Raw genomic sequence first — 19,189 nt, forward strand, 5'->3', positions numbered from 1 at the left:
ATCCGAAAGATTTATTATACACGAAAAGTGTCGATGTGTGTTCTTTTCGCGCAAAAAAAAACACCTATCCTGTATGGAAAGGTGTCCGACTTGCTTACATTAACTGCTGCAGCCGGAGCCGCAGCTCGAGCCTGAAGAACAACTGGAGCCCGAGGAGCAGCTAGAACCTGAACTTCCGCTGCTTCCGCCGCTGTCTCCGGAACTTCCGCCATTGCCGTTGTCATTGCCGATCCAGCCTCCGCCGGAGCCGCCGCAGCCTGAAGAGGAGCAGTTGCTCTGGGTTTGCTTCTGCCGTTCCAGTTCCTCTTCCGGAAGGATCGGACTTATACTGCTTTCATAATTGTCTGTATCCATGACGGAGAAAAACATCATGGCGCCTGCAAGGTACAGCATGCCGGTTCCAGGCGATCCCGTTTGCGACCACTCCGTATCCTCGAACTTCTTCTTCTGGGCCGCGTGCTTTGCTTCCTGAATCGCCTGCCGGACAAGCAAGCGGATCGTTTGTTCGACCTCGGGATACCGCTCAGCCTGCTCCATGTCAAACCAACTTTCGGCGATCTTGGATTCATTGCCTTCAAGAAGCAGATTCGTCCGTTCCTGATCTAGCGGATTGCGGAAAAATCCATTCCAGCAGACAGTACTGGAAGGCGCAAATTGGAATAAATGAGCGTACACCCAATCAAACCATGCGCGTTCTCCCGGCATTTGCTTCGGTTCCCGCTCCGGCGCATGATGAATGACGCCGCTTGCGAAGATCTCTCCGAAGCGTTGATACTCTCTGGTAAACATCAGCATCTCATGCCAGATGGCGTCAATTTCGTTGCTAAACATCGGTGTACGTTTCATTATCAAATTCATCAGGAAAAATCGCTGTAATTCAAACCATTTACAAGCAAACTCATCATCGGTCATGTTCCGATTTTCAGATATAACCCGATATTTCAATCTTTCCACATAATCAGTCGGAATGGCGTTATGCAGTCTTGCTACGGCGCTCTCCAAAGGCACGCCTTCCAGCAGGCCCAGCCCTTGAGGCAGACCTGAAGCATCATAATTAAATCTGGATTTCACGAATCGTGCGGATCGGTTGCGGTGCATTTGGGGCGATGGCGAGAACAATTTACGAAATAAACGAAACATTAGGCATCCCTCCCTATTTCCAATATAACACATAATTGTTAACGGAATAATAACGGAAGTTGGAAAACATTGCATTTGGTGCCTATAATCATAGTAAAAGGAGGCGCTCACCGATGAAAATTGCAATCACCGGCGGCACCGGTTTTATAGGCGGGCGTTTGATTGATCATCTCATTCGGGCAGGACATGAAATGCTCAACATATCGCGTTCGACCAATGCTCATGTCCACGGAGTCACAACCGTGACCTGGGAGCAGCTGGAAGCAACACCCTCCCTGCTTGAAGGCTTCGATGCGATTGTCAATCTGGCCGGCGAGTCCATTAATCAGCGATGGACAACGAAAGCGAAGGAGCGAGTCTTGCTGTCACGCCAGAAGGCAGCAGCACGTGTAGCCGAGCTTGTTAACCGGCTTGAGGTCAAACCGAAGGTGGTTGTCAACGCTTCCGGCATGTCGATCTACGGTACTTCAGAGACGGAAACATTCGATGAGCGGAGTCCGCATCGTGTAGCCGACTTCTTATCGGGTGTTACTGAAGAGTGGGAGCGAGCTGCGGATCAAATCCGTGGAACACGTATCGTGAAGGTGCGCGTCGGACTTGTCCTTGACGGGAAGGAAGGCGCTTTTCCAAAAATGGCGCTGCCATACAAATTAGGCGTCGGCGGTCCGATCGGCAGCGGAAGACAATGGCTATCGTGGATTCATATTGATGATATGGTAAGGCTAATTGCGTTCTGTATTCAGCACGAAGACATCAGCGGACCTGTCAATGCGACTGCCCCCAATCCCGTAACGAACAAGGAGTTTGGCAAGGTGCTTGCGAAAACAATGCGGCGTCCGAATTTGTTACCGCTGCCTGCATTTGTAATGAAGCTGGTTTTCGGCGAGTTGTCTGTCCTCCTTTTGGAAGGTCAAAAAGTATTGCCGCGGGTATTGCTGGAGCATGGATTTGAATTTAAGTATACGACTGTAGACAGGGCGCTAGCTGATATTGCTGGTGGGCGTTAGCAACCAAAAACCCAGATCGATAACGATCTGGGTTTTATTATACAAACTTTTATTTCGCGGATAAATCATCCGAAACTTGAATCAGCTGCAGCTGTGTCGGTACGCCTGTCAGCGTGAGATTTCCTTTTTCATCGTAGCTGATACCGAAGTCGTTGTCGTTCACGATAGCAATCGTGTTTTTATCAACCACGGTCAAACCTTCGATTTTCTCATAAGGGTAGCCAAGCTTGGCAATGTCGACAATCAACTCTTTGCTTGCAGGTTGAATGCCTTTGTCTTTAAGCTGCTGAACCGTTAAGCTCTCCAGGTTATTGCTCGCATCAGTGCCAAGCAAGTTCGTTGCTTTGGAAAAATCGGTTTTGTAAATGCGTTTCAGCTGTGCGTCTGCACCCGCGTTTTTGTCGCGCTCATCGACAAGCAGCTCATTGCCGGACAATGCCGAAAGGTCGCTGATGACGATATCTTTTTGCTTAACGTTAGTGAAGAACCCTGCTTGTTCAGCCACATAGACATACTCACCGACAACTTGCTTTGTTGCAAGGTCCATTTTGAGAATGCGCAGATTTCTGGAAGTTTCGCCTGTCTTCTTGTCAGGGTTAGCCATTGGGCTTTGAATCGACGTATACAAGAACTTGCCGTCCGGAGAAATGGTAACTCCTTCAAAGCCGCGGTTCGAAATACGCGTGTTGTATAATTCCGGAAGCGTATCAAAGATTGGCGTTTGCGCACCTGCTTCGACCAGCTTGTCCTTCATGCCTTTCGGTACATAGCGGCCAAGGATGGTGCCGTCACGTTTCACTTGAAGGACCGATGGACGATATTCTTCAGATAACCAGAATGTATCGTCGGAAGGGCTGTAAGCAATGCCTTCGAGATCAAGACCGTCCGGATCGTACGAGAGCTTTGTTACCCCTTTCTCATCATAAGGGATTTCATCTGAACCGACTAAGTTCGGAAGACCTGTTATGTATTTCGTTTGGCTAACTTTATCTACTTTGCCATCAGGAAGCTGTAATTTGATCGTTTCCAATATTTCGATGCTGCCATTCGAGATTTTGAATTTATAAATGCGCGGGTTATAAGAATCGATCGGGAATGTGCGAAGTTTATCCTTGCCCACTTCGCCGTTTGGTCCGCGATCTGCAAGCGCATAAAATGTATCGGCCCCGTCTTTAGGCAAATGAATGAGACCCGAGAAGCCGCCTTCTTGAATGCCTTTGCCAAGATCCGGCGCATTTTTCCACTCGAATTTGCCGGTTACTTTCGGTGCATCTTTCAGTGAGATGGTCTGATTCCATTCATTCCATTCCACTTGCTTGCCAAGCGCTTCGCTAATCGTACGAAGAGGCACATAAGTGCTTCCGTCAATCACAACAGGATCTTTATCCAGCGTTACCGTTTTCCCTCCGGATGTGATTTGGAATTTGGCAGCAACCGCTTCCAAAGTAGCTTGTCCTGCTGAAACCGCAGAAGTGCCCGAAACGGCGAATACCGCTGCGAGCACGATGAGCAGGCGTTTTCTTCTGAGTAATCTTTTCATAGTTACCTCCTATGTGTACTTTCACTACGATTAGAATACGGTTCAACTATTCACGGAGTATTATTCCAGATTGAATATTTTGTAAATCATGAAAATCCTTTTCAAACCCATTAAAATTGTGTACAATTAATTTGCGTGAAATAATTATAAGAAGGTGACCCTTATGAACGTTTATGATTTTAGAGCCCGAACCATTCGCGGAGAAGAAAAGCCGCTTTCCGACTACCGCGGTCAAGTGCTGCTGATCGTCAATACCGCTACAAAATGCGGCTTCGCTCCCCAATTTAAAGGGCTTCAAGAGCTTCATGACACATACAAAGATCAAGGATTTACCGTGCTTGGCTTCCCCTGTAATCAATTCAAGGATCAAGAGCCTGGCGACGACGCACAGGTTGAGCAGGCTTGTCAAATTAATTTTGGCGTGAACTTCCCGCTTTTCTCCAAAATCGACGTCAACGGCCCGGATACGCATCCCCTATACCACCATCTCAAGCAGAACGCATCCGGTCTATTGGGCTCAAGCATCAAATGGAACTTCACGAAATTTTTAGTGGATCGGAAAGGCAATGTCATCAAACGATTCTCACCCACGACTGCTCCACATAAAATTGAGAGTCAAATTCGCAAGCTGCTGGAGCAATCAGTCGTACATGGGTAAAAAAAAAGCATCCTAACCGCTTAGAAGCGGATGGATGCTTTTGTGTTTGCACTTCATTTTTTTACATACTTCTTCGCCTTTTCGATCGCTTCATCTTCTGTCGCTCCGGTTACGTAACGTCCATTAATAAATATAAATGCAAATCGGGAACACGGACCGCAATAGGACTTGCAGGCCACTTTGACGTCAGCGTCCGGCGCGATCGCTTGCAGCTTCGGCAGGGCGGTTTTCAATTTCATGTGTTTGCATTTATCACAAATGCGAATATCATTCGGCATTAGTGATCTCCGTGGTTCCCCTTGCTTGGGTTCGTAATCATGAATCCTTCTTCCGGCGTATAGAAGTAGTCGATCCGGATGCCGTCAAGCAGCGGTTCGTTCTTATCGAGCAGCACATCGATCCCTTTGTCTGTGCTGACAACGACATCATTAGGCGATTTATCGTCAAGACCCAAACCATAGTGAGCGTGGTCGCCATGCTTATGAGTCACTTGTACGCGAACCGTTAAACCTTTGTTTTCTTCTTTGTCCAGCTCCAATTGGAGTACTTTTGCTGCGTTGCGAGAAATTTTGACGTTCATATGTATACATCTCCTGAAACTAGTTTTATTCTTATTGTAAAGAATCGGGACAATGAAATCAACCTTCACGAAGCTTGCAAGTTTATGTCTCACTCTATAAGATTAATAGTAGCGGGAAAATTGAACACTAAATACAACATTGATACTTACTTACCTCTAAGTTAGTGACCAAACTTGAAAGGATGCGTTCTTATGTCTACCCTTGAGAATGAGAAAGTCGCTCCACTCAGCAATTACATTCCCAAAGAACCAAAAGTTATTGAATGCTCCATCGAACGGACACTGGAAGTCATAGGCGGCAAATGGGCTTTTCTCGTTCTTCGCGAATTATTTTGCGGAACGCGCAGATTCGGCGAACTGCAGCGGCAAGTAGCCGGAATCAGTCCCAAATCGCTGACCGATACGCTTCGTCATCTAGAGGATCATGGCGTGCTGGAACGAACCGCCTATCCGACCGTCCCCGTCACGGTAGAGTATACATTGACACCAAAAGGCCAGGATTTGCATCAAATATTGAAAGAAATGAAGTTATGGTCCGCAAAATGGACATAATGAAAGATTAGGAATCTACATCAAGAGCATATGCTTTCGAAGCCAGTTTTTCTTGCGAAAAACTCTAAGGAGTGTTTACCAGATGATTACGATTAAATCCAAAGAACAGATTGAAAAAATGGGAGCAGCCGGCCGTATTCTAGCCGATTGCCATAAAGAGATCGCTAAAATGATTCGTCCCGGCATCACATCTTGGGAAATTGACCAATTCGTTGAAGGCTTTCTCGCCAAACACGAGGCTACGCCGGAGCAAAAAGGATACCGCGGTTATGAATACGCAACCTGCGCCTCCGTCAATGACGTCATCTGTCACGGCTTCCCCAAAAAAGAAGCCTTGAATGATGGTGACATCGTAACGATCGACATGGTCGTCCGCAAAGACGGATGGCTGGCTGATTCTGCATGGTCTTACGCGGTGGGCAACATTTCTCCCGTTGCCGAGAAGCTGCTCAAGGTCACTAAGGAAGCTCTTTATAAAGGTATCGAAAAAGCTGTGCCGGGCAATCGCATCGGCGATGTGTCTCACGCCATTCAAGTCTATGCCGAGTCGCAAGGCTTCTCAGTTGTTCGGGATTTCATTGGACACGGCATCGGATCGGAGATGCATGAAGAGCCGCAGGTGCCGCATTACGGACCGGCAGGCAAAGGTCCTCGTATTAAAGAAGGTATGGTTTTCACGATTGAACCTATGCTCAATGCAGGTAAATTCCATGCGAAAGTTGATCTTGACGGATGGACGGCACGCACCGTCGACGGAAGTCTTTCTGCCCAATATGAACATACAATTGCGATTACTAGCCAAGGGCCGATCATATTGACTGAACAATAAATCCTTCTTGGAGGTATGTAAGTGATTTCTTTCTACAAGAAATATTGGAGAACGGCCTTTGATATCGGTCTAATCGTTCTCACGGTCTACTTATTCATGCTGCTATTCAGCTACCTGTATCGTATTGCGACGCCTATTTTCCTGGCTCTGATCATTTACGCGATGATAGAGCCTCTGGCGCGTTTTTTGCACCGCAAAGGCATGCGTAAAACGATTGCCTCGGCGATTTCAACCATGCTCTTTGTACTGGTCATCCTGGGCGCGCTAACGGGCGCCGCAGTCATTTTCACAAGCCAAATCATGAGTCTTATCGAGAAAGTGGATGATTACCAGGTCGTCTTTCAGAATCAGATCGTACATAGAATTAGTGAATTGAATGCACAGTTTCAAACGCTCCCTCAAGAAGTTATCGATAAAGCTAAAGAATATGCAGGTCAATTTGCCGTCAAAGCTTCGCAATTCATAGGGAATTTCCTGACCAGCATGGTCAACTCGCTCACGTCGTTTTCCACTTTTATGTTCAATTTCATTGTCGGGATCATTCTTGCCTATTTCCTCAGCATTGAGATTGAATCATGGAAAAGGCTGGCCCAGGATAAAACGCCGAACACATTCAAAAAAGCGTTCTATTTCCTAAAAGAGAATGTGGTCAAAGGCATCGTTTCGTACATAAAAGCACAATTGAAGCTGATTACGCTAACGTTCATTGTCGTATTCGCGGCACTGCTCTCTCTCAGCGTGAACAACGCTTTCTCCATTTCCCTGCTAGCGGCCATTTTCGACGTTCTTCCGCTGCTTGGCGTTTCGACGCTTTTCATTCCGTGGATTGTTTATCTATTCATTGTCGGCAATACGACTTTAGCTATATGGCTAAGCGCATTACTCCTTGTCGTTATCCTCGTCAGACAGTTCATGGAGCCCAAAATTACAGGTGAATCGCTTGGTGTCTCTGCCTTTACGACATTAGCTTTTATGATCGTTTCACTTTCGTTATTCGGCGTTGCCGGTGTTATTCTATCGCCCGTTCTGATTATTTTGATCAAAGCGCTGTACGATCAAGGCTACCTCAAGCGCTGGATTCGCAAGCCGGAAGATGAGTATGCGGAAGGCGGCACGCCTTATACCGGTCCGTAAATAGCCACCTTGATTCAATAGAAGTTCTCAAAGTCCATTAGGAGTTTGGGGGCTTTTTTGTCGTTCGATTTCCACGAAATGGGTCTTTCCTCCTCTTGTAGTATCTAACATGATATGTTATATTAAAAGTGCGTCAAATCAAGGTTTTTACTTCAAAAAGTTGACATAGGAGTGATGAAAATGAGCAACAGCAACGTCCAAATCCCGCAGGGAGAAGAATTAATTCGTGTGGAAATGACTGTCAAGGAAGCGCTTGCATTAACCGGCGCCAAATTCAATCAAAACCACAAGCTAGAGACAGACGCTATCAAAAAACTGAAGCAAACGCTGGAAGACAAATTGCTTACTCCTAACCACTAGACTCCTTACACATACATTGTAGTTACCTGCCCGGTGAACGATCATTTATCGTTTACCGGGCTTTTTATTGTGTATCGCATCAAATTCGCTAATCTGTTCATAATAAATGGGCATTGCTAAAACAAATACAGCAAAGGAGTGATACGACATGACGGACAACAAGCAGCAAGGTCATGCAAACCAAAATACGACCACGCGCACTTCGGATAAAAGCAGTCAAAAAGGCAAAAAATAAAAATCCTCTATCGTAGTCCAGTATCTAGGAGGAATGACATGATCGAGAATTTGGAAAGCAATTACGACTGTGCAAATGCCGGCAACGACCTGCACAGCTTAAAGGAAGAGCTGCAGCAGTTTCAGTCTCAGGACGACTCTTCCCAAGAAGCTCGGGAGCATCTTAACCGGCTTGAGAACCAAATTCGGTTTATCGAGAATAAGTGCTCCATTCTTCATAACCATAAATAACATCAAACAAACAGTCCATGCGCCGTATTCGGATGCATGGACTGTTTAATTGCGGATTACTGATCGCGGGTAAGGCGCCCGTCCCCGGATATGGGGATCTCGTCCCCGAGATATGTGGGTTTTGGTTTGAATATATGTACAAGCATGAAATCCTTATTTCTAGCCGCGACTTCACGTGTAGCATATTTAGGCATCCCCCTGTACGTCTGCAGGTCAGCAGCTACACCGTACGCTTCCATGCCCATTTGTCTTGCCGTATAGACGGCTCTTTTCAAATGATATTCCTGCGTAACGATGATAACTTTATGTACTTTAAAAATGTCTCGTGCCCTGTACAAACTCTCGTAAGTACTGAACCCTGCATGGTCCAGAAAAAGATTCTCAGGCTCCACATCATGCTTTTCCATAAACGTGCGCATAGCATTGACCTCATCGTAGTTCTTCTGTCCGTGGTCACCGCTTACAAGCACTTTGTCCGACGTCTGGCGCCGATACAAATCCAGCGCCACTTGAAGCCGATCATGCAGCATTGCGGATGGCTTTCCGTCAGGATGCACATAAGCGCCAAGCACAAGAATCGTATCCGCTTTGGGCGCCTGCTCGGCAGTGACAATATACTTAGCTCCCGTTCGCTCGACTCGTACGTTAATATAACCAGCCGAAACTGCCCCAAGAACGCCGATCACAGCAAAGAGAAGGATACCTCTACGCAGCCGGTGGTTTTTGCTCCACATTCTTCTCACCTCTACGTATTTGACGGTTGATCCTTCTCTCTTGTTCATTCAATTGATGCGCTTCCTCGTAAGTATACACGGAACCCCATGACCAACAGCTCCGGGCTCCGACATCTTAGCTAAATAGCGCAGGCCCCTTTCACATTGCGTCTTGCATATCGCGCATGTGGCTGATTCCACAATTTTCATCGTATACTGTGGCCTTGATGAAAGCTCCTTCTTTTTCTTTGCTCCTTTGCCGCCTTTACCTTTAGCTGCCGCTGCCGCTGCCATACTCATTCCTCCCAACAGTTTCCTGTCATCAGTATATGAGCCATGGGCGGAACGGTTCATGTAAGGCAAGGCCTAGTTCGTCATACTTGTCTGAGAATTGTTGTTATAGCTCTAGGCCTTCCAGTAAAATAGGCACGACTTGTTCATAGAGGACGGGAAATGTTTCGACAGGGAGCGGATTCACCCCGAAACCCACTTCAATGGTAAAACCGGGACGCCGGTAATGCTGGATGAACCAATCTTTGTAGCCTGCATCACTGCCGGTAAGCTTTACCGCACAATAGTTGCTTGCTAGGGCTAGCCGATCCGCTAAAGCTTCCGACTCCTGGGGTTCATAATCGCGATAGTTCCAATAAATTTCTTGCCCTTGAGTATGCAGAGCCATGACGAGATCGAATGAATGCTTTTCCGTAAAATTCGCCATCGCAATTGCCTCTGGCTCTGTTAATGGCGCTTCACCGCCATAGTCACGCTCACCCGGACCCGACCGGCCTCTCCGGGCAGCTTCTTCCTCCCAATGAGCGGGGAATTGGTCGTTGAGGTCGACCCCTCGTATATTGGCCTTCCAGTTGCGAAAATCCGGCGAACCGCCGTTCCAAGCAAGCAGGAGATCGCCGTGAGAATGATCAGGCGTAACTCCTTGCAATACGAGATCTACGCCGTCCGGGTTCACCATAGGTACGAGCCATAATGTTGCCTCCGAGAGCATTCGTCGAATATTCGCACCTCGCCAAGCTGTACCTCTGGCATAAGCACATGAGAGATCTTCCAAAAACTGCATAAGCAGCGGAGTTGTAATCCACTCATTCGCGTGAAAGGAAGCGTTATAGTGAATCCGCTTAGTCCCATGCCCAATGCCGATGGCCGGAATGCTTTTGCCCATCACGCTACGTCCAATCGGTTCGATCCGGAGAAAAGGATAAATTCTGCTGAGTCTCTCCAGTTCATTGCATAATGTCCAATAGCCATACGCTTGCACACCATCACCTCGCAGCTTAATGACTTGCTCGTAAGGCTATGATTATGCCTTTAAGCAATAAATCATTCAACAGCAAAAAAACCGAGCAAGCTCGGTCTTCAAGTCGTGGAGTCATATAATATTCGGCACCTGCCAGACGACAGGTCTTATGGAGATTAGCTCTCTTAGCCAAGATTGGGCAATCTGCTTGAACAATTCCGGATCTCCGCTGCAAAAAAATTGATGGATGGGCATGACTCCGGAAGCAGCAAGCATGCCGCGATGAGACAGGATCGTGCTGATTTCCTGCGCTGTTTCGTCTGCGGAAGAGATTAATGTCACTTCGGTCCCCATGACCCGTGAAATTGAATCCGTTAGGAACGGGTAATGCGTACAGCCCAAGATCAAACAGTCGATAGGCTTGCCGACAAGAGGTCGCAGCGATTGTTCCACGACGGCGTTTGCTTCTTCCGCATCGAATAGCCCTTTCTCAACGAACGGGGCAAGCAGCGGACAGGCTTCGCTATAAACTTGGATGCCGGGCGAGATCGTTCTAAGTGCCTGCTCATAGGCCATACTTCGGATCGTACCTTCCGTGCCGATGACGCCGACAATGCCGCTTTTCGTCGATTTAATGGCGGCTCTGGCTCCAGGCGAGATCACACCCAGCACGGGGATCGGCACGTGAGTGCGGATATCGTCAATGGCTACGGCAGTAGCTGTATTACAGGCGATGACAATCATTTTCGGGTCAAATTGAAATAAGTAATCGACGATTTGCCGGGTAAAGATACGCACTTCTTCTGCAGGGCGCGGTCCATAAGGACTTCGGGCCGTATCCCCGAAATAGATGACTTTTTCTTGCGGCAGCTGTCTCATTAATTCTCTAACTACAGTTAATCCACCCACTCCGGAGTCCAGTACGGCTATCGCTTGCTGCACAATATACGCTTCCTTTGCCGTTTGATGAATTGCGGAACCTCATGGATAGAATATGAACGCCCAAGCTCAAAGGTACCATGGAGTTTCTCGCAGAATTCCGGGATAGATCCTATTTTTTAGGCTGGAGCTCATTCACAAGTCCGAATTCATAGCCTTTCTTTTTGATCTCTTTACAGATGCGGTCGAGCGCCTCCATGTTCTCTTGAGAGCCCTGATGCATCAAGATCACGTTACCTTCATGCAAATTATTCATGATGTCGTTATAAGGATCGTCGGCGCCGTTTTTCCTGGGCTCCCAGTCTCGCATAGCCGTAGACCAGAATACGGAAGTATAACCCATGTCCGAAACTAGGCTTAAATTGTGCATATTATAGCTGCCAAACGGGAAACGGAAATACTTCTCCACTTCTTTACCGGTCAACTGCTTGTACATCTCTTCAAAATCGGTAATTTCCTTCTTAATCTGCTCATCCGTCATTTTGTTAAAGTCTTGATGCGTCATCGTGTGGTTCGCAATGAAGTGGCCGTCTGCAAGAAGTCGCTTCAAGTAATCCGGGTTCTTCTTAATATTATTGCCGGAGATGAAGAAATTCGCCTTCACCCCATTGTCTTTCAGTGATTTGAGCATTAAATCAACCTCGATCAGCGGTCCTCCCGCATCGATCGTAAGGTAAACTTTTTTACCGCTGCCTACCCATACGGCCTTCTGATCCGCTGTGAAAGATTTCGTTTCCTTCGGGAAATCCGGAACTTGTCCTGTTTTCTTCTTCATGTAGTACCAGGAGAATGGGGTACGGTCCCCTGTACCTGGCTGCCAGGACGGTTTGGTCGATGCTGTAGTTTTAGGTATTGTCGATGCCATGGGAACCGCGGATGCCTGTGGCGACATTGAAGGTTTTGCCGTTGCTTTTGGATTCGGTATAGGTGAATGGGTTGGTTTTGGCGTTGGGGTTACGGGGACACTGGTAGCGCGGGGCGCTACTGTTGCGGATGCGTTCAGTCTCTTGTCGGACGGAATTGCGATCAAGCTTTGGTCTGCACAGCCGATCAATGATACGCTAAGTACGATCAGCAGTGCAGCGCTCTTGGATATCGGGGTCATGCCGGCACCTCGTCTCATCATTGAGTACTCTCGGGTACTCATTTCGACAGCGCCAGACAAATTACCTGCCTGTTCCTCATTTGGTAGCTCGATACGTCAAAAACTGAAGAATGGTGATGAGGATAAATGCGGTTCCGGCAAGCATCGGGATCGTAATGAAACCGAACCAATAGAGGTAGTCCACATCGCAAGGAACGGGGCCGCAAGCGGCTGCATCTTCATGAAAGACGCCGGATTGCAGAAGGACATGATAAATGGAAATGCAAGCTCCCCATATCGTCATCGGCAGCACATAAATCGTGAGCTTATAATCTCTTCGAACAGCTGCAATGCCTAATAGAATCACTAACGGATACATCAAAATTCGTTGATACCAGCATAATTTACAAGGTAAAAAGTGCATGATCTCTGAGAAATAGAGACTTCCTAAAGTCGCGATCAGCGCGATGAACCAAGAGATATGCATCCCGTTATCTTTTAACCATTTATTTGACATGTACGTTTGTCCTCCCTTTCCAGCTTATTATAGAAAAAAATGAGAAAAAAAGGAACCCGTGCAGGTTCCTTTGCTCATTGCGTTACTTCACTTTAAACTGCGCGGCGGCATGCCCAAGCTCTTTAGTTAAGCTGTCGATACTCTCCACCATATTGGCTAGCTTTTGTACCATCGCCGACTGCTCTTGAACCGTTGCCGTTACCTCTTGTACGGAAGCGGACACTTCTTCTCCGGAAGCTGATAAGCTTTGCGCCGATCCCAGCACATCATCTTTATCTCTTTCCATCTTGCTGACTTCTTCGGCCATGGATTTAATTTGATTGGTGATGTCCATGACATTGTCCAATATCTCTTTGAATCCCTGCTGCGTTTTGCCGACAAACTCATCCTGCTTTACGGCAATCGCCTGAATTTCGCCGACGCTTTTATTATTCTCACCCACATGATCCAGCGTTTGTTGGATGATCTCGTTAATATCGCTCGACTGCTTCGAAGATTGTTCTGCCAATTTGCGGATTTCGCCGGCAACGACGGCAAAGCCTTTCCCATGTTCTCCTGCTCTGGCGGCTTCAATCGAAGCGTTCAATGCCAAAAGGTTGGTCTGTTTGGCTATATCGCCTATCGTACTGGTAATCGTCCGGATATGATTGGAACTTTCAGCCAAAAGTGAGGTGATCGAAGAAATTTTCTGTACTTCCTGTTCATTTCTGCTATTAATTTCGATCAGATTCTCAATGACTTCTCTGTTCGCGTGGAACACCTCGATAATGGCTTCGGATCGATCCTTCACGGATTGGGATCGAGTGCCGATTGTAGCGATTTTCTCACCTAAGCCATAAAATTTCCCAACAATATGTTCCGTCTCATGGGATTGTGATTCCATCGCTTTGGCAATCTCCATCGTGGTGATAGACGTTTCTCGAATGGACTGCGCGGTATTCTTAGATGTTTCTTCCAATTCGTTCGTACTTACGTTCAGAACCTCGATGGATCTATTCATATGAGCGATCAATTCTTTATTATTCGCTGCCATGACGTTGAAACTATCGGCCAGATGTCTGAATTCGCTTGTATATTTGCCTTCCGCAATAACCGTCAGATCTCCGGATGACAATCTCTTAAACGAGTTGGTCAATGTTACGATCGGAGACGTGATGGATCTTGAAAGGAGAAGACCGACCACGATAGCGAGAACGACCGCGACAGCTGTAACAAGAATGATATTGGTCATTAGCGTATGCAACGGTCTTTGGATATCTCTGTAATCATCTGCGACGAATACCGTCCAATCAGCGGTTGGAATCTTAGAGTAACGAATGTATGCTTCTGCATTATCGATGTTGCCCTTTGATACTTCGCCGGACGCTTTTTGTTTCAGAATATCTGCATAGAGCTCAGATTCAAGCGGCTTTCCGATCATGTCGGGAACCGTGGAATGATAGACGATCGTCCCTCCGCGGCTGACAACGAAAATTCTGCCTTCTCCGTTAATTTGAATCCCCTTTAATTTATTGACAAAAAGAGAGGTATCCAGTGTGCTGATATACACACCGATGACGTTACCATCATCATCCTTAACCGGTTCGGCAAATACGACAATCAAGGAATTCGTACTTTTAGAAATGATGGCATCGCTCACGAAAAACTTGCCTTGAATGGCTTCCTTGAAGTATTCGCGATCGGAGCGATCGCCCTTAACCGAATCCGGATTACTGCTCGCGACAATCGTTCCCTTGGTATCGATCAACGTCAAGGATTGAATCCCTTTTGTTCCTTGAATGCTCTTCTGAAGGATCGCATTAGCTTTAGCTTGAAGATCGTTTTTGGGGGAGAAAAAATCTTGTTCGGACAGTTTGTTCTGGAGTCTAAGCTTTAACAAATCTTTAAAAGTGCTATTGATGGAGACTTGATAAGTGCTTTGTTCCTCTAACTGAACGATCGAAAAGAGGTTTTCCCCGATTCGGTCTGCGTTTGCATTCATTTCGTCTTTACTTTTTTTCATCAGCATGTCTGACCCGAACATATACGCAAAAATACTTGATCCCGCTAGCGCGATAATAACCAAAAGACTTATGAATACTGGCAGTTTTACTCGAAGGGAGAGTTGTGAAAGTGTCATCCGGCTTGTCTCTTTCGTTGTTGTCATGCTGGCTCCTTTTTTATCTGTTGTATGATTGATCTAAATGTATATCGGCAATTGGAAATGTGATTTGAATAGATTTTGTAGTTTTTTGAGGAAATTTGTCGAGGAAAAATAAAATACCGTGTAAAGGTTCTGTACCTTTTACACGGTTTCTAAGAAATAAATCGTATTGTTTACACCGAAAAGCTATAGGCAACTTCTCTCGTTTGCTTGACAAGGTCATTCCATAGCCGGGTCGGCACGACATCCACGACGGCTTTGATCGGAATGCTCTTGAAATCCAGCTTTAGCAGGTCTTCCAGCTGCATTCGGTTGGTGACCAGGCGGGAGAGCCAGCCTGGCGACAGCTTCTCCATCTGCTGCAAGCGGTAGATGGCGGTCTCGAAATCTTTGCGTGACGCGTTCACCGAGCCGATCACGCATTTATTTTCGAGGACCATGCTTTGATTGAGCATGTCCGAAGCTATCTCCAGCTTCCTGTCAGCTGGAGTGACCCCAAGCAGCGCCAACACGCCGCCCGGCGCTAGCACCGACATCGCCTCGAAGGCCAGCGGGCTGTAGCCCGTACATTCGAGGATCAGATCCATCGGCTTACCGAGACCGTCGGCATAAGCCGTTAACGTCGGAGCAGATCCTGCCGCGCCGGCCTGCCGGTACACGGCTCCGCACGCCTGCACAAGCTCCGCTTGTAAGCTGTCTTGCGGAGACATGGACCACACATAGACGTCCAGCCCCAGTACGCGGCAGGTCATAGCTGCGAGCAAACCGAGCGGCCCTGAGCCCAAAATGAGCGCGGTCCGCGGCTCCCAGATGAGCCGCTGCTGCACGCGCTGCACCTGATCCCACACCTTCTCGACAATGCTTTGCGGCTCGACGAGCATCCCATGCTCCAGCAGGTCCGTTGGCACCTGCACCAAATACCGGGCTTCCTCCTTGTAATACTCGGAGAGGAAGCCGTGCGCCCCTTTAATGCCGCGCTCCACGTATTTGCCGGTCTGACAAAAGTCGGCATGGCCGTTGCGGCAATTCACGCAGCTCTGGTCTTTGCAGGGGCGTCTCACGATCGCTGTCACGAGATCCCCTGATTGAAAGCCGCTATCCGCCCCTGCTTCGGCGACGACGCCTAACGACTCATGACCTGTCGTCAAATCGTCCTCGCCATCCGGCGGAGTCCCGTATTTTTCTTGCAAAATCTCCCTGTCGGTTCCATCCAAGCCAACGGCCAGCACCCGAACGAGCACTTCATTCGGCTGGGTTAGCGCCGGAACATCAATCATCTCTAAAGCGATGGATGGCGCCCCCTGCCGAAGCTGCTTGACCCGAATCGTCTTCATTGTTCGAGCACCCCCTTCTAATGAATAACCGGTTCCAGCACCTTGTCCTCACTGGCATCAATCGGTTGCGTTATGTCCTTCGAGGTTAGCTGTTTCAGTTTCGACAAATACTCCTGGGTCACCTTAATAAACGAAGCATGCGACCATGTGAGCGGGGATACCGACATAGGGACTCCTGTAAAAGGATGCACCTGCTCGGCCATCACACCGGAAGGCAGCGCGTGCTTGATCGCCCAGCGCATCAGATTTTCCGCTTCCGTCAAATCATTCACCGTTTTGGACGATGCCACCAGCCACTCCGCATACCAGAGTGTACAGATGAACCAAGGATTACCGGGAACTTTGGCCACATCTTTGGTTACTTGGTGATAATAGTCGTTCTCGTAACGGGCGATACCTCCGATTTCGGTATTCACCCATAATTTTTCTTTTAGCAGCTGCATCGTCGTCACCATTCTCGGATCCTCGCGCTCAAACAACCCAAAATCAAATAGTCCATACATGCTCATATCGAGCGTATAGTCAGGCACGTAAGATTGTTTCTCTTGATTCCAAAACAATGCTCGTAAAAAACGCTTTTGATCCGGCGCGTACAGCTGTTGATCAGCCGCTTTCTTGACCTGCGCAGCCTTATCGGCGTAATAAATCGCTCGCGCTTTATCCTGATGATATTCGGCGAATCTGGAAGCAGCGACCAATCCCGCATACACGCTGGCTACCGTGAACGCGAGTACGCCATAACGTTCTTCCCATAGATCATAGGAAGGAAGCGGCAGACCCGATGCATCACGATAGTGGACGAGAAAGTCCGCCGCGGGTTTGACGAATTGTTCATAATCGTTTCTCGATTGCTCTATCGTCCCTGCCAGCTTATGATGATGCCACATCGCATAGAGGACGAGCGCTGTTTCATCTTCTTGGATGGCTAACTGCTTGGCTCCCTGAGCATTAACCCAGGGGTGCCAGCTGGAGCCAACGGAGCCGTCAGGATTGTACTTATGCATCAAATAACCTTCCGGAGACAGCACTTTGATACAGAAATCAAAAAACTTCCTGGCAAGCTCATGATACCCGGCCCGATCCAAGGCATGGGAAACCAGAGCACCGTCACGAGGCCACATATAGGAGTAGGAGTCCTTGGCAAACTTCAAAATATCCGAATCGTTGGCAGCTACGACAGCCCCCCGATTATCCAGATTCGTTCTTGTGATGAGCAAGCTTCTCTTGTAAAATGAATCCAAATCGGGTTTCAGCAGCGACAGCTGATGCTGATCGCGATTCACCCATTTCACCCAATGGTCGTGGGTGCGCTGTAACAAGGCTTGCGGAGTCGCTGTACGAAGCAAACGCTCCAAGCGTTCCACTTCCTGCTTGCTTCGTCCAAAACATATCCAAAACCACGCTTCCTTCGTGCTTTTCGGCGGCAGCGTCATCGTCAGCTCGATGATGCCGTCGACCGAACCCTGTGCGATCGGATTGCCGCCAAGATGACCGTCCTCCGCGTCACGCCAAGTCCCTTCAAGGCCGTGAATTCCTTTTTGCCCTGTCGCATAGCCGCTTGGCCCCGCTTTCACCTCATCGGGAGATAAGCACGACAACGTCAAGTAGCGATGCCCTTTATAAAAGACGAGCGAACTTAGCTCCGGATCGAAGAAGATGGTATCCCCGATTCCATTTCCATAGATTTGCAAATCCAAGTGAAAATACAGCTTGACCGTCCGTTCCGCATCAAACAGGTTTTCCACTCTCACTTTACGTAAAAACACATTTTGCTGAACATCCACACCATCTCTGAGCAGCATGCGAAGACCAAGCCGTTCATGCGTGCATTCCGCGTTGGTGACAAGTGAATCCTGCAAGTAGTTCAGCTTTTTGGATACCTCCGGATGATCGATCCAGAAAAACTGTTCCTGACACCAAACGCCAAAATGTGAAAGATGATCGCTGGATTGATTCTCCTGCCCTACCAAAGGGAAGTACATGTCACGAATATTATAAGCAGCATCGAAATTGATCAGTACATTCCCATTTCCAATGGGCAAATCTCTGGCCATATCATCAGCCCTTTCCAAGGATGTTGTGATTAATTTTCCATTTGCAGAGCTTAAATATGCATCTGTTGTTGCTTCACTGGAAGTAGAGGTAATTGGCACCATTCCCAGCCTCACACATTTTCATTTATAAGGAATTCGTTTACAATATGATTCAATGGAGGGATTCGTACTATGCAGCAATTAGAAGGATTCGGTAAATTTTTGGAAGGCTTGCGCGGCAAGATGTCATTACGTGAAGCAGCCCATAAAAGCGGACTTTCCCATGCCTACATTCGCGACCTTGAGCTGGAGCGGAACCGTTCGACGAACGAAAAAATTAAACCATCGCCCGTTACGCTGAAAAAGCTGTCGGATGCATACAATTTTTCCTACACGGAGTTGATGGAAAAAGCTGGTTATCTGGAAAAAGAGGAGAAATCGGAGTCGGAAGTCGAAATTCCTTTTCAGGATGTCCTATATATTGAAGTCAGCATGAGAGAGATCACTTATCACACGCATATGAGCAAATTGAATAGAAGCGTGAATTCATTGATCGATTTCAGCGGTTTTCTCGACAAGCTTGAAGAGCAAGGTTTTAAGAAAATGGATACGGATTTATTCGTGAACCTTCAACATGTGCAGAAATATGCCGAAAAAGAAGGTAAGCTGTATTTTGACTCCTTGGGAATTGGCAAGCATGTCGTCATTGCAGCCATACGGCAAAAAAAATATCATGAGCTCATTGTACGCAGCGTAGCGCGCAACACCGGTATGAGCCTTGGTTATCAGTTCGAACGAAATTCGGGCGTCGAGACGTTGTTTCCTTCATTAAAAAGACAGATTTAATCCTGGAAAAGCTTCTAATTCGTCATGATTCGACACCATTCGCTTGATTGGTAAACAAAGGTA

21 protein-coding genes are annotated in these 19,189 nt (G+C 47.5%); 8 read left to right on the top strand and 13 right to left on the bottom strand.

Annotation, left to right across the window (positions count from 1 at the left end; genetic code table 11):
• Positions 1-99 precede the first annotated feature (99 nt).
• On the bottom strand, positions 100-1,140 hold the full coding sequence (locus tag ICC18_RS13600; RefSeq protein WP_188174968.1) for a UCP032817 domain-containing protein: 1,041 nt from the start codon (positions 1,138-1,140) through the stop codon (positions 100-102).
• Positions 1,141-1,253: 113 nt separating this feature from the next.
• Here ICC18_RS13600 and ICC18_RS13605 point away from each other — a divergent pair, with 113 nt between their 5' ends.
• Entirely contained in the window at positions 1,254-2,147 is an 894-nt protein-coding gene (locus ICC18_RS13605; RefSeq protein WP_188174969.1) for a TIGR01777 family oxidoreductase, read from the top strand.
• 49 nt (positions 2,148-2,196) lie between these two features.
• Here ICC18_RS13605 and ICC18_RS13610 read toward each other — a convergent pair whose 3' ends face one another.
• Positions 2,197-3,687 (bottom strand): esterase-like activity of phytase family protein, encoded by a 1,491-nt coding sequence (locus ICC18_RS13610; RefSeq protein ID WP_188174970.1) that lies wholly within the window; start codon positions 3,685-3,687, stop codon positions 2,197-2,199.
• Between the two features lie 163 nt (positions 3,688-3,850).
• Here ICC18_RS13610 and ICC18_RS13615 point away from each other — a divergent pair, with 163 nt between their 5' ends.
• On the top strand, positions 3,851-4,345 hold the full coding sequence (locus ICC18_RS13615; protein ID WP_188174971.1) for a glutathione peroxidase: 495 nt from the start codon (positions 3,851-3,853) through the stop codon (positions 4,343-4,345).
• Positions 4,346-4,398: 53 nt separating this feature from the next.
• Here the strand turns inward: ICC18_RS13615 and ICC18_RS13620 are convergent, their stop codons facing one another.
• The gene (locus tag ICC18_RS13620; protein ID WP_188174972.1) at positions 4,399-4,623 is read right to left on the bottom strand and encodes a YuzB family protein; all 225 of its coding nucleotides are present in this window, start codon (positions 4,621-4,623) and stop codon (positions 4,399-4,401) included.
• On the bottom strand, positions 4,623-4,925 hold the full coding sequence (locus tag ICC18_RS13625) for an iron-sulfur cluster assembly accessory protein (protein WP_188174973.1): 303 nt from the start codon (positions 4,923-4,925) through the stop codon (positions 4,623-4,625). Before ICC18_RS13625 ends, ICC18_RS13620 begins: the two co-directional genes overlap by 1 nt.
• Before the next feature lie 192 nt (positions 4,926-5,117).
• On the opposite strand from ICC18_RS13625, the gene ICC18_RS13630 reads away from it, so the two are divergent.
• The 5 genes from ICC18_RS13630 (at position 5,118) to ICC18_RS13650 (ending at position 8,265) form a co-directional block, all read left to right on the top strand.
• Positions 5,118-5,477, top strand: a complete 360-nt coding sequence (locus ICC18_RS13630; protein WP_188174974.1) for a winged helix-turn-helix transcriptional regulator — start codon at positions 5,118-5,120, stop codon at positions 5,475-5,477.
• Between the two features lie 82 nt (positions 5,478-5,559).
• Complete coding sequence (gene map, locus ICC18_RS13635; RefSeq protein WP_188174975.1) at positions 5,560-6,306, top strand: type I methionyl aminopeptidase; 747 nt, start codon at positions 5,560-5,562, stop codon at positions 6,304-6,306.
• Positions 6,307-6,327: 21 nt separating this feature from the next.
• Positions 6,328-7,440 (top strand): sporulation integral membrane protein YtvI, encoded by a 1,113-nt coding sequence (gene ytvI, locus ICC18_RS13640; RefSeq protein WP_188174976.1) that lies wholly within the window; start codon positions 6,328-6,330, stop codon positions 7,438-7,440.
• Positions 7,441-7,620: 180 nt separating this feature from the next.
• Positions 7,621-7,800, top strand: coding sequence for a hypothetical protein (locus ICC18_RS13645; protein WP_188174977.1), 180 nt, complete (start codon positions 7,621-7,623; stop codon positions 7,798-7,800).
• Positions 7,801-8,073: 273 nt separating this feature from the next.
• The gene (locus ICC18_RS13650) at positions 8,074-8,265 is read left to right on the top strand and encodes a DUF2524 domain-containing protein (protein WP_188174978.1); all 192 of its coding nucleotides are present in this window, start codon (positions 8,074-8,076) and stop codon (positions 8,263-8,265) included.
• A gap of 56 nt (positions 8,266-8,321) precedes the next feature.
• Here ICC18_RS13650 and ICC18_RS13655 read toward each other — a convergent pair whose 3' ends face one another.
• The 9 genes from ICC18_RS13655 to ICC18_RS13695 all read right to left on the bottom strand — a co-directional run bounded on the left by ICC18_RS13655 (position 8,322) and on the right by ICC18_RS13695 (position 18,403).
• The gene (locus ICC18_RS13655; protein ID WP_188174979.1) at positions 8,322-9,047 is read right to left on the bottom strand and encodes a SanA/YdcF family protein; all 726 of its coding nucleotides are present in this window, start codon (positions 9,045-9,047) and stop codon (positions 8,322-8,324) included.
• On the bottom strand, positions 9,048-9,272 hold the full coding sequence (locus ICC18_RS13660) for a hypothetical protein (RefSeq protein ID WP_188174980.1): 225 nt from the start codon (positions 9,270-9,272) through the stop codon (positions 9,048-9,050). It lies immediately after the preceding gene.
• A gap of 103 nt (positions 9,273-9,375) precedes the next feature.
• Positions 9,376-10,251, bottom strand: a complete 876-nt coding sequence (locus tag ICC18_RS13665) for a M14 family metallopeptidase (RefSeq protein ID WP_312029526.1) — start codon at positions 10,249-10,251, stop codon at positions 9,376-9,378.
• A 111-nt stretch (positions 10,252-10,362) separates the two neighbouring features.
• Entirely contained in the window at positions 10,363-11,172 is an 810-nt protein-coding gene (racE, locus tag ICC18_RS13670) for a glutamate racemase (protein ID WP_188174981.1), read from the bottom strand.
• 109 nt (positions 11,173-11,281) lie between these two features.
• Positions 11,282-12,295: a polysaccharide deacetylase family protein gene (locus ICC18_RS13675; protein ID WP_223192555.1), complete on the bottom strand. Its 1,014-nt coding sequence runs from the start codon at positions 12,293-12,295 to the stop codon at positions 11,282-11,284.
• A gap of 55 nt (positions 12,296-12,350) precedes the next feature.
• Complete coding sequence (locus ICC18_RS13680; RefSeq protein ID WP_188174983.1) at positions 12,351-12,770, bottom strand: disulfide oxidoreductase; 420 nt, start codon at positions 12,768-12,770, stop codon at positions 12,351-12,353.
• Positions 12,771-12,852: 82 nt separating this feature from the next.
• Positions 12,853-14,916: a methyl-accepting chemotaxis protein gene (locus tag ICC18_RS13685; RefSeq protein WP_188174984.1), complete on the bottom strand. Its 2,064-nt coding sequence runs from the start codon at positions 14,914-14,916 to the stop codon at positions 12,853-12,855.
• Between the two features lie 170 nt (positions 14,917-15,086).
• On the bottom strand, positions 15,087-16,247 hold the full coding sequence (locus ICC18_RS13690; RefSeq protein WP_188174985.1) for a glucose 1-dehydrogenase: 1,161 nt from the start codon (positions 16,245-16,247) through the stop codon (positions 15,087-15,089).
• A gap of 17 nt (positions 16,248-16,264) precedes the next feature.
• Positions 16,265-18,403: a glycoside hydrolase family 15 protein gene (locus ICC18_RS13695; RefSeq protein ID WP_223192556.1), complete on the bottom strand. Its 2,139-nt coding sequence runs from the start codon at positions 18,401-18,403 to the stop codon at positions 16,265-16,267.
• A 69-nt stretch (positions 18,404-18,472) separates the two neighbouring features.
• Between ICC18_RS13695 and ICC18_RS13700 the strand changes: the two genes are divergently transcribed.
• Entirely contained in the window at positions 18,473-19,126 is a 654-nt protein-coding gene (locus ICC18_RS13700) for a helix-turn-helix domain-containing protein (RefSeq protein ID WP_188174986.1), read from the top strand.
• Positions 19,127-19,189: the final 63 nt, after the last annotated feature.

Origin of the sequence: Paenibacillus sedimenti, assembly GCF_014534655.1 — a bacterium.
Classification (GTDB): Bacteria; Bacillota; Bacilli; order Paenibacillales; family NBRC-103111; genus Paenibacillus_E; species Paenibacillus_E sedimenti.

What these genes read in the sequence shown, in the direction of transcription:
- ICC18_RS13650 (WP_188174978.1), top strand. Translation starts at nt 8,074, where the DNA reads ATGATCGAGAATTTGGAAAGCAATTACGACTGTGCAAATGCCGGCAAC.
- ICC18_RS13610 (WP_188174970.1), bottom strand. Translation starts at nt 3,687, where the DNA reads ATGAAAAGATTACTCAGAAGAAAACGCCTGCTCATCGTGCTCGCAGCG.
- ICC18_RS13645 (WP_188174977.1), top strand. Translation starts at nt 7,621, where the DNA reads ATGAGCAACAGCAACGTCCAAATCCCGCAGGGAGAAGAATTAATTCGT.
- map (WP_188174975.1), top strand. Translation starts at nt 5,560, where the DNA reads ATGATTACGATTAAATCCAAAGAACAGATTGAAAAAATGGGAGCAGCC.
- ICC18_RS13690 (WP_188174985.1), bottom strand. Translation starts at nt 16,247, where the DNA reads ATGAAGACGATTCGGGTCAAGCAGCTTCGGCAGGGGGCGCCATCCATC.
- ICC18_RS13630 (WP_188174974.1), top strand. Translation starts at nt 5,118, where the DNA reads ATGTCTACCCTTGAGAATGAGAAAGTCGCTCCACTCAGCAATTACATT.
- ICC18_RS13605 (WP_188174969.1), top strand. Translation starts at nt 1,254, where the DNA reads ATGAAAATTGCAATCACCGGCGGCACCGGTTTTATAGGCGGGCGTTTG.
- ICC18_RS13600 (WP_188174968.1), bottom strand. Translation starts at nt 1,140, where the DNA reads ATGTTTCGTTTATTTCGTAAATTGTTCTCGCCATCGCCCCAAATGCAC.
- ICC18_RS13620 (WP_188174972.1), bottom strand. Translation starts at nt 4,623, where the DNA reads ATGCCGAATGATATTCGCATTTGTGATAAATGCAAACACATGAAATTG.
- ICC18_RS13655 (WP_188174979.1), bottom strand. Translation starts at nt 9,047, where the DNA reads ATGAACAAGAGAGAAGGATCAACCGTCAAATACGTAGAGGTGAGAAGA.
- ICC18_RS13700 (WP_188174986.1), top strand. Translation starts at nt 18,473, where the DNA reads ATGCAGCAATTAGAAGGATTCGGTAAATTTTTGGAAGGCTTGCGCGGC.
- ICC18_RS13680 (WP_188174983.1), bottom strand. Translation starts at nt 12,770, where the DNA reads ATGTCAAATAAATGGTTAAAAGATAACGGGATGCATATCTCTTGGTTC.
- ICC18_RS13685 (WP_188174984.1), bottom strand. Translation starts at nt 14,916, where the DNA reads ATGACAACAACGAAAGAGACAAGCCGGATGACACTTTCACAACTCTCC.
- ICC18_RS13695 (WP_223192556.1), bottom strand. Translation starts at nt 18,403, where the DNA reads ATGGTGCCAATTACCTCTACTTCCAGTGAAGCAACAACAGATGCATAT.
- ICC18_RS13625 (WP_188174973.1), bottom strand. Translation starts at nt 4,925, where the DNA reads ATGAACGTCAAAATTTCTCGCAACGCAGCAAAAGTACTCCAATTGGAG.
- ICC18_RS13615 (WP_188174971.1), top strand. Translation starts at nt 3,851, where the DNA reads ATGAACGTTTATGATTTTAGAGCCCGAACCATTCGCGGAGAAGAAAAG.
- ICC18_RS13675 (WP_223192555.1), bottom strand. Translation starts at nt 12,295, where the DNA reads ATGATGAGACGAGGTGCCGGCATGACCCCGATATCCAAGAGCGCTGCA.
- ICC18_RS13660 (WP_188174980.1), bottom strand. Translation starts at nt 9,272, where the DNA reads ATGGCAGCGGCAGCGGCAGCTAAAGGTAAAGGCGGCAAAGGAGCAAAG.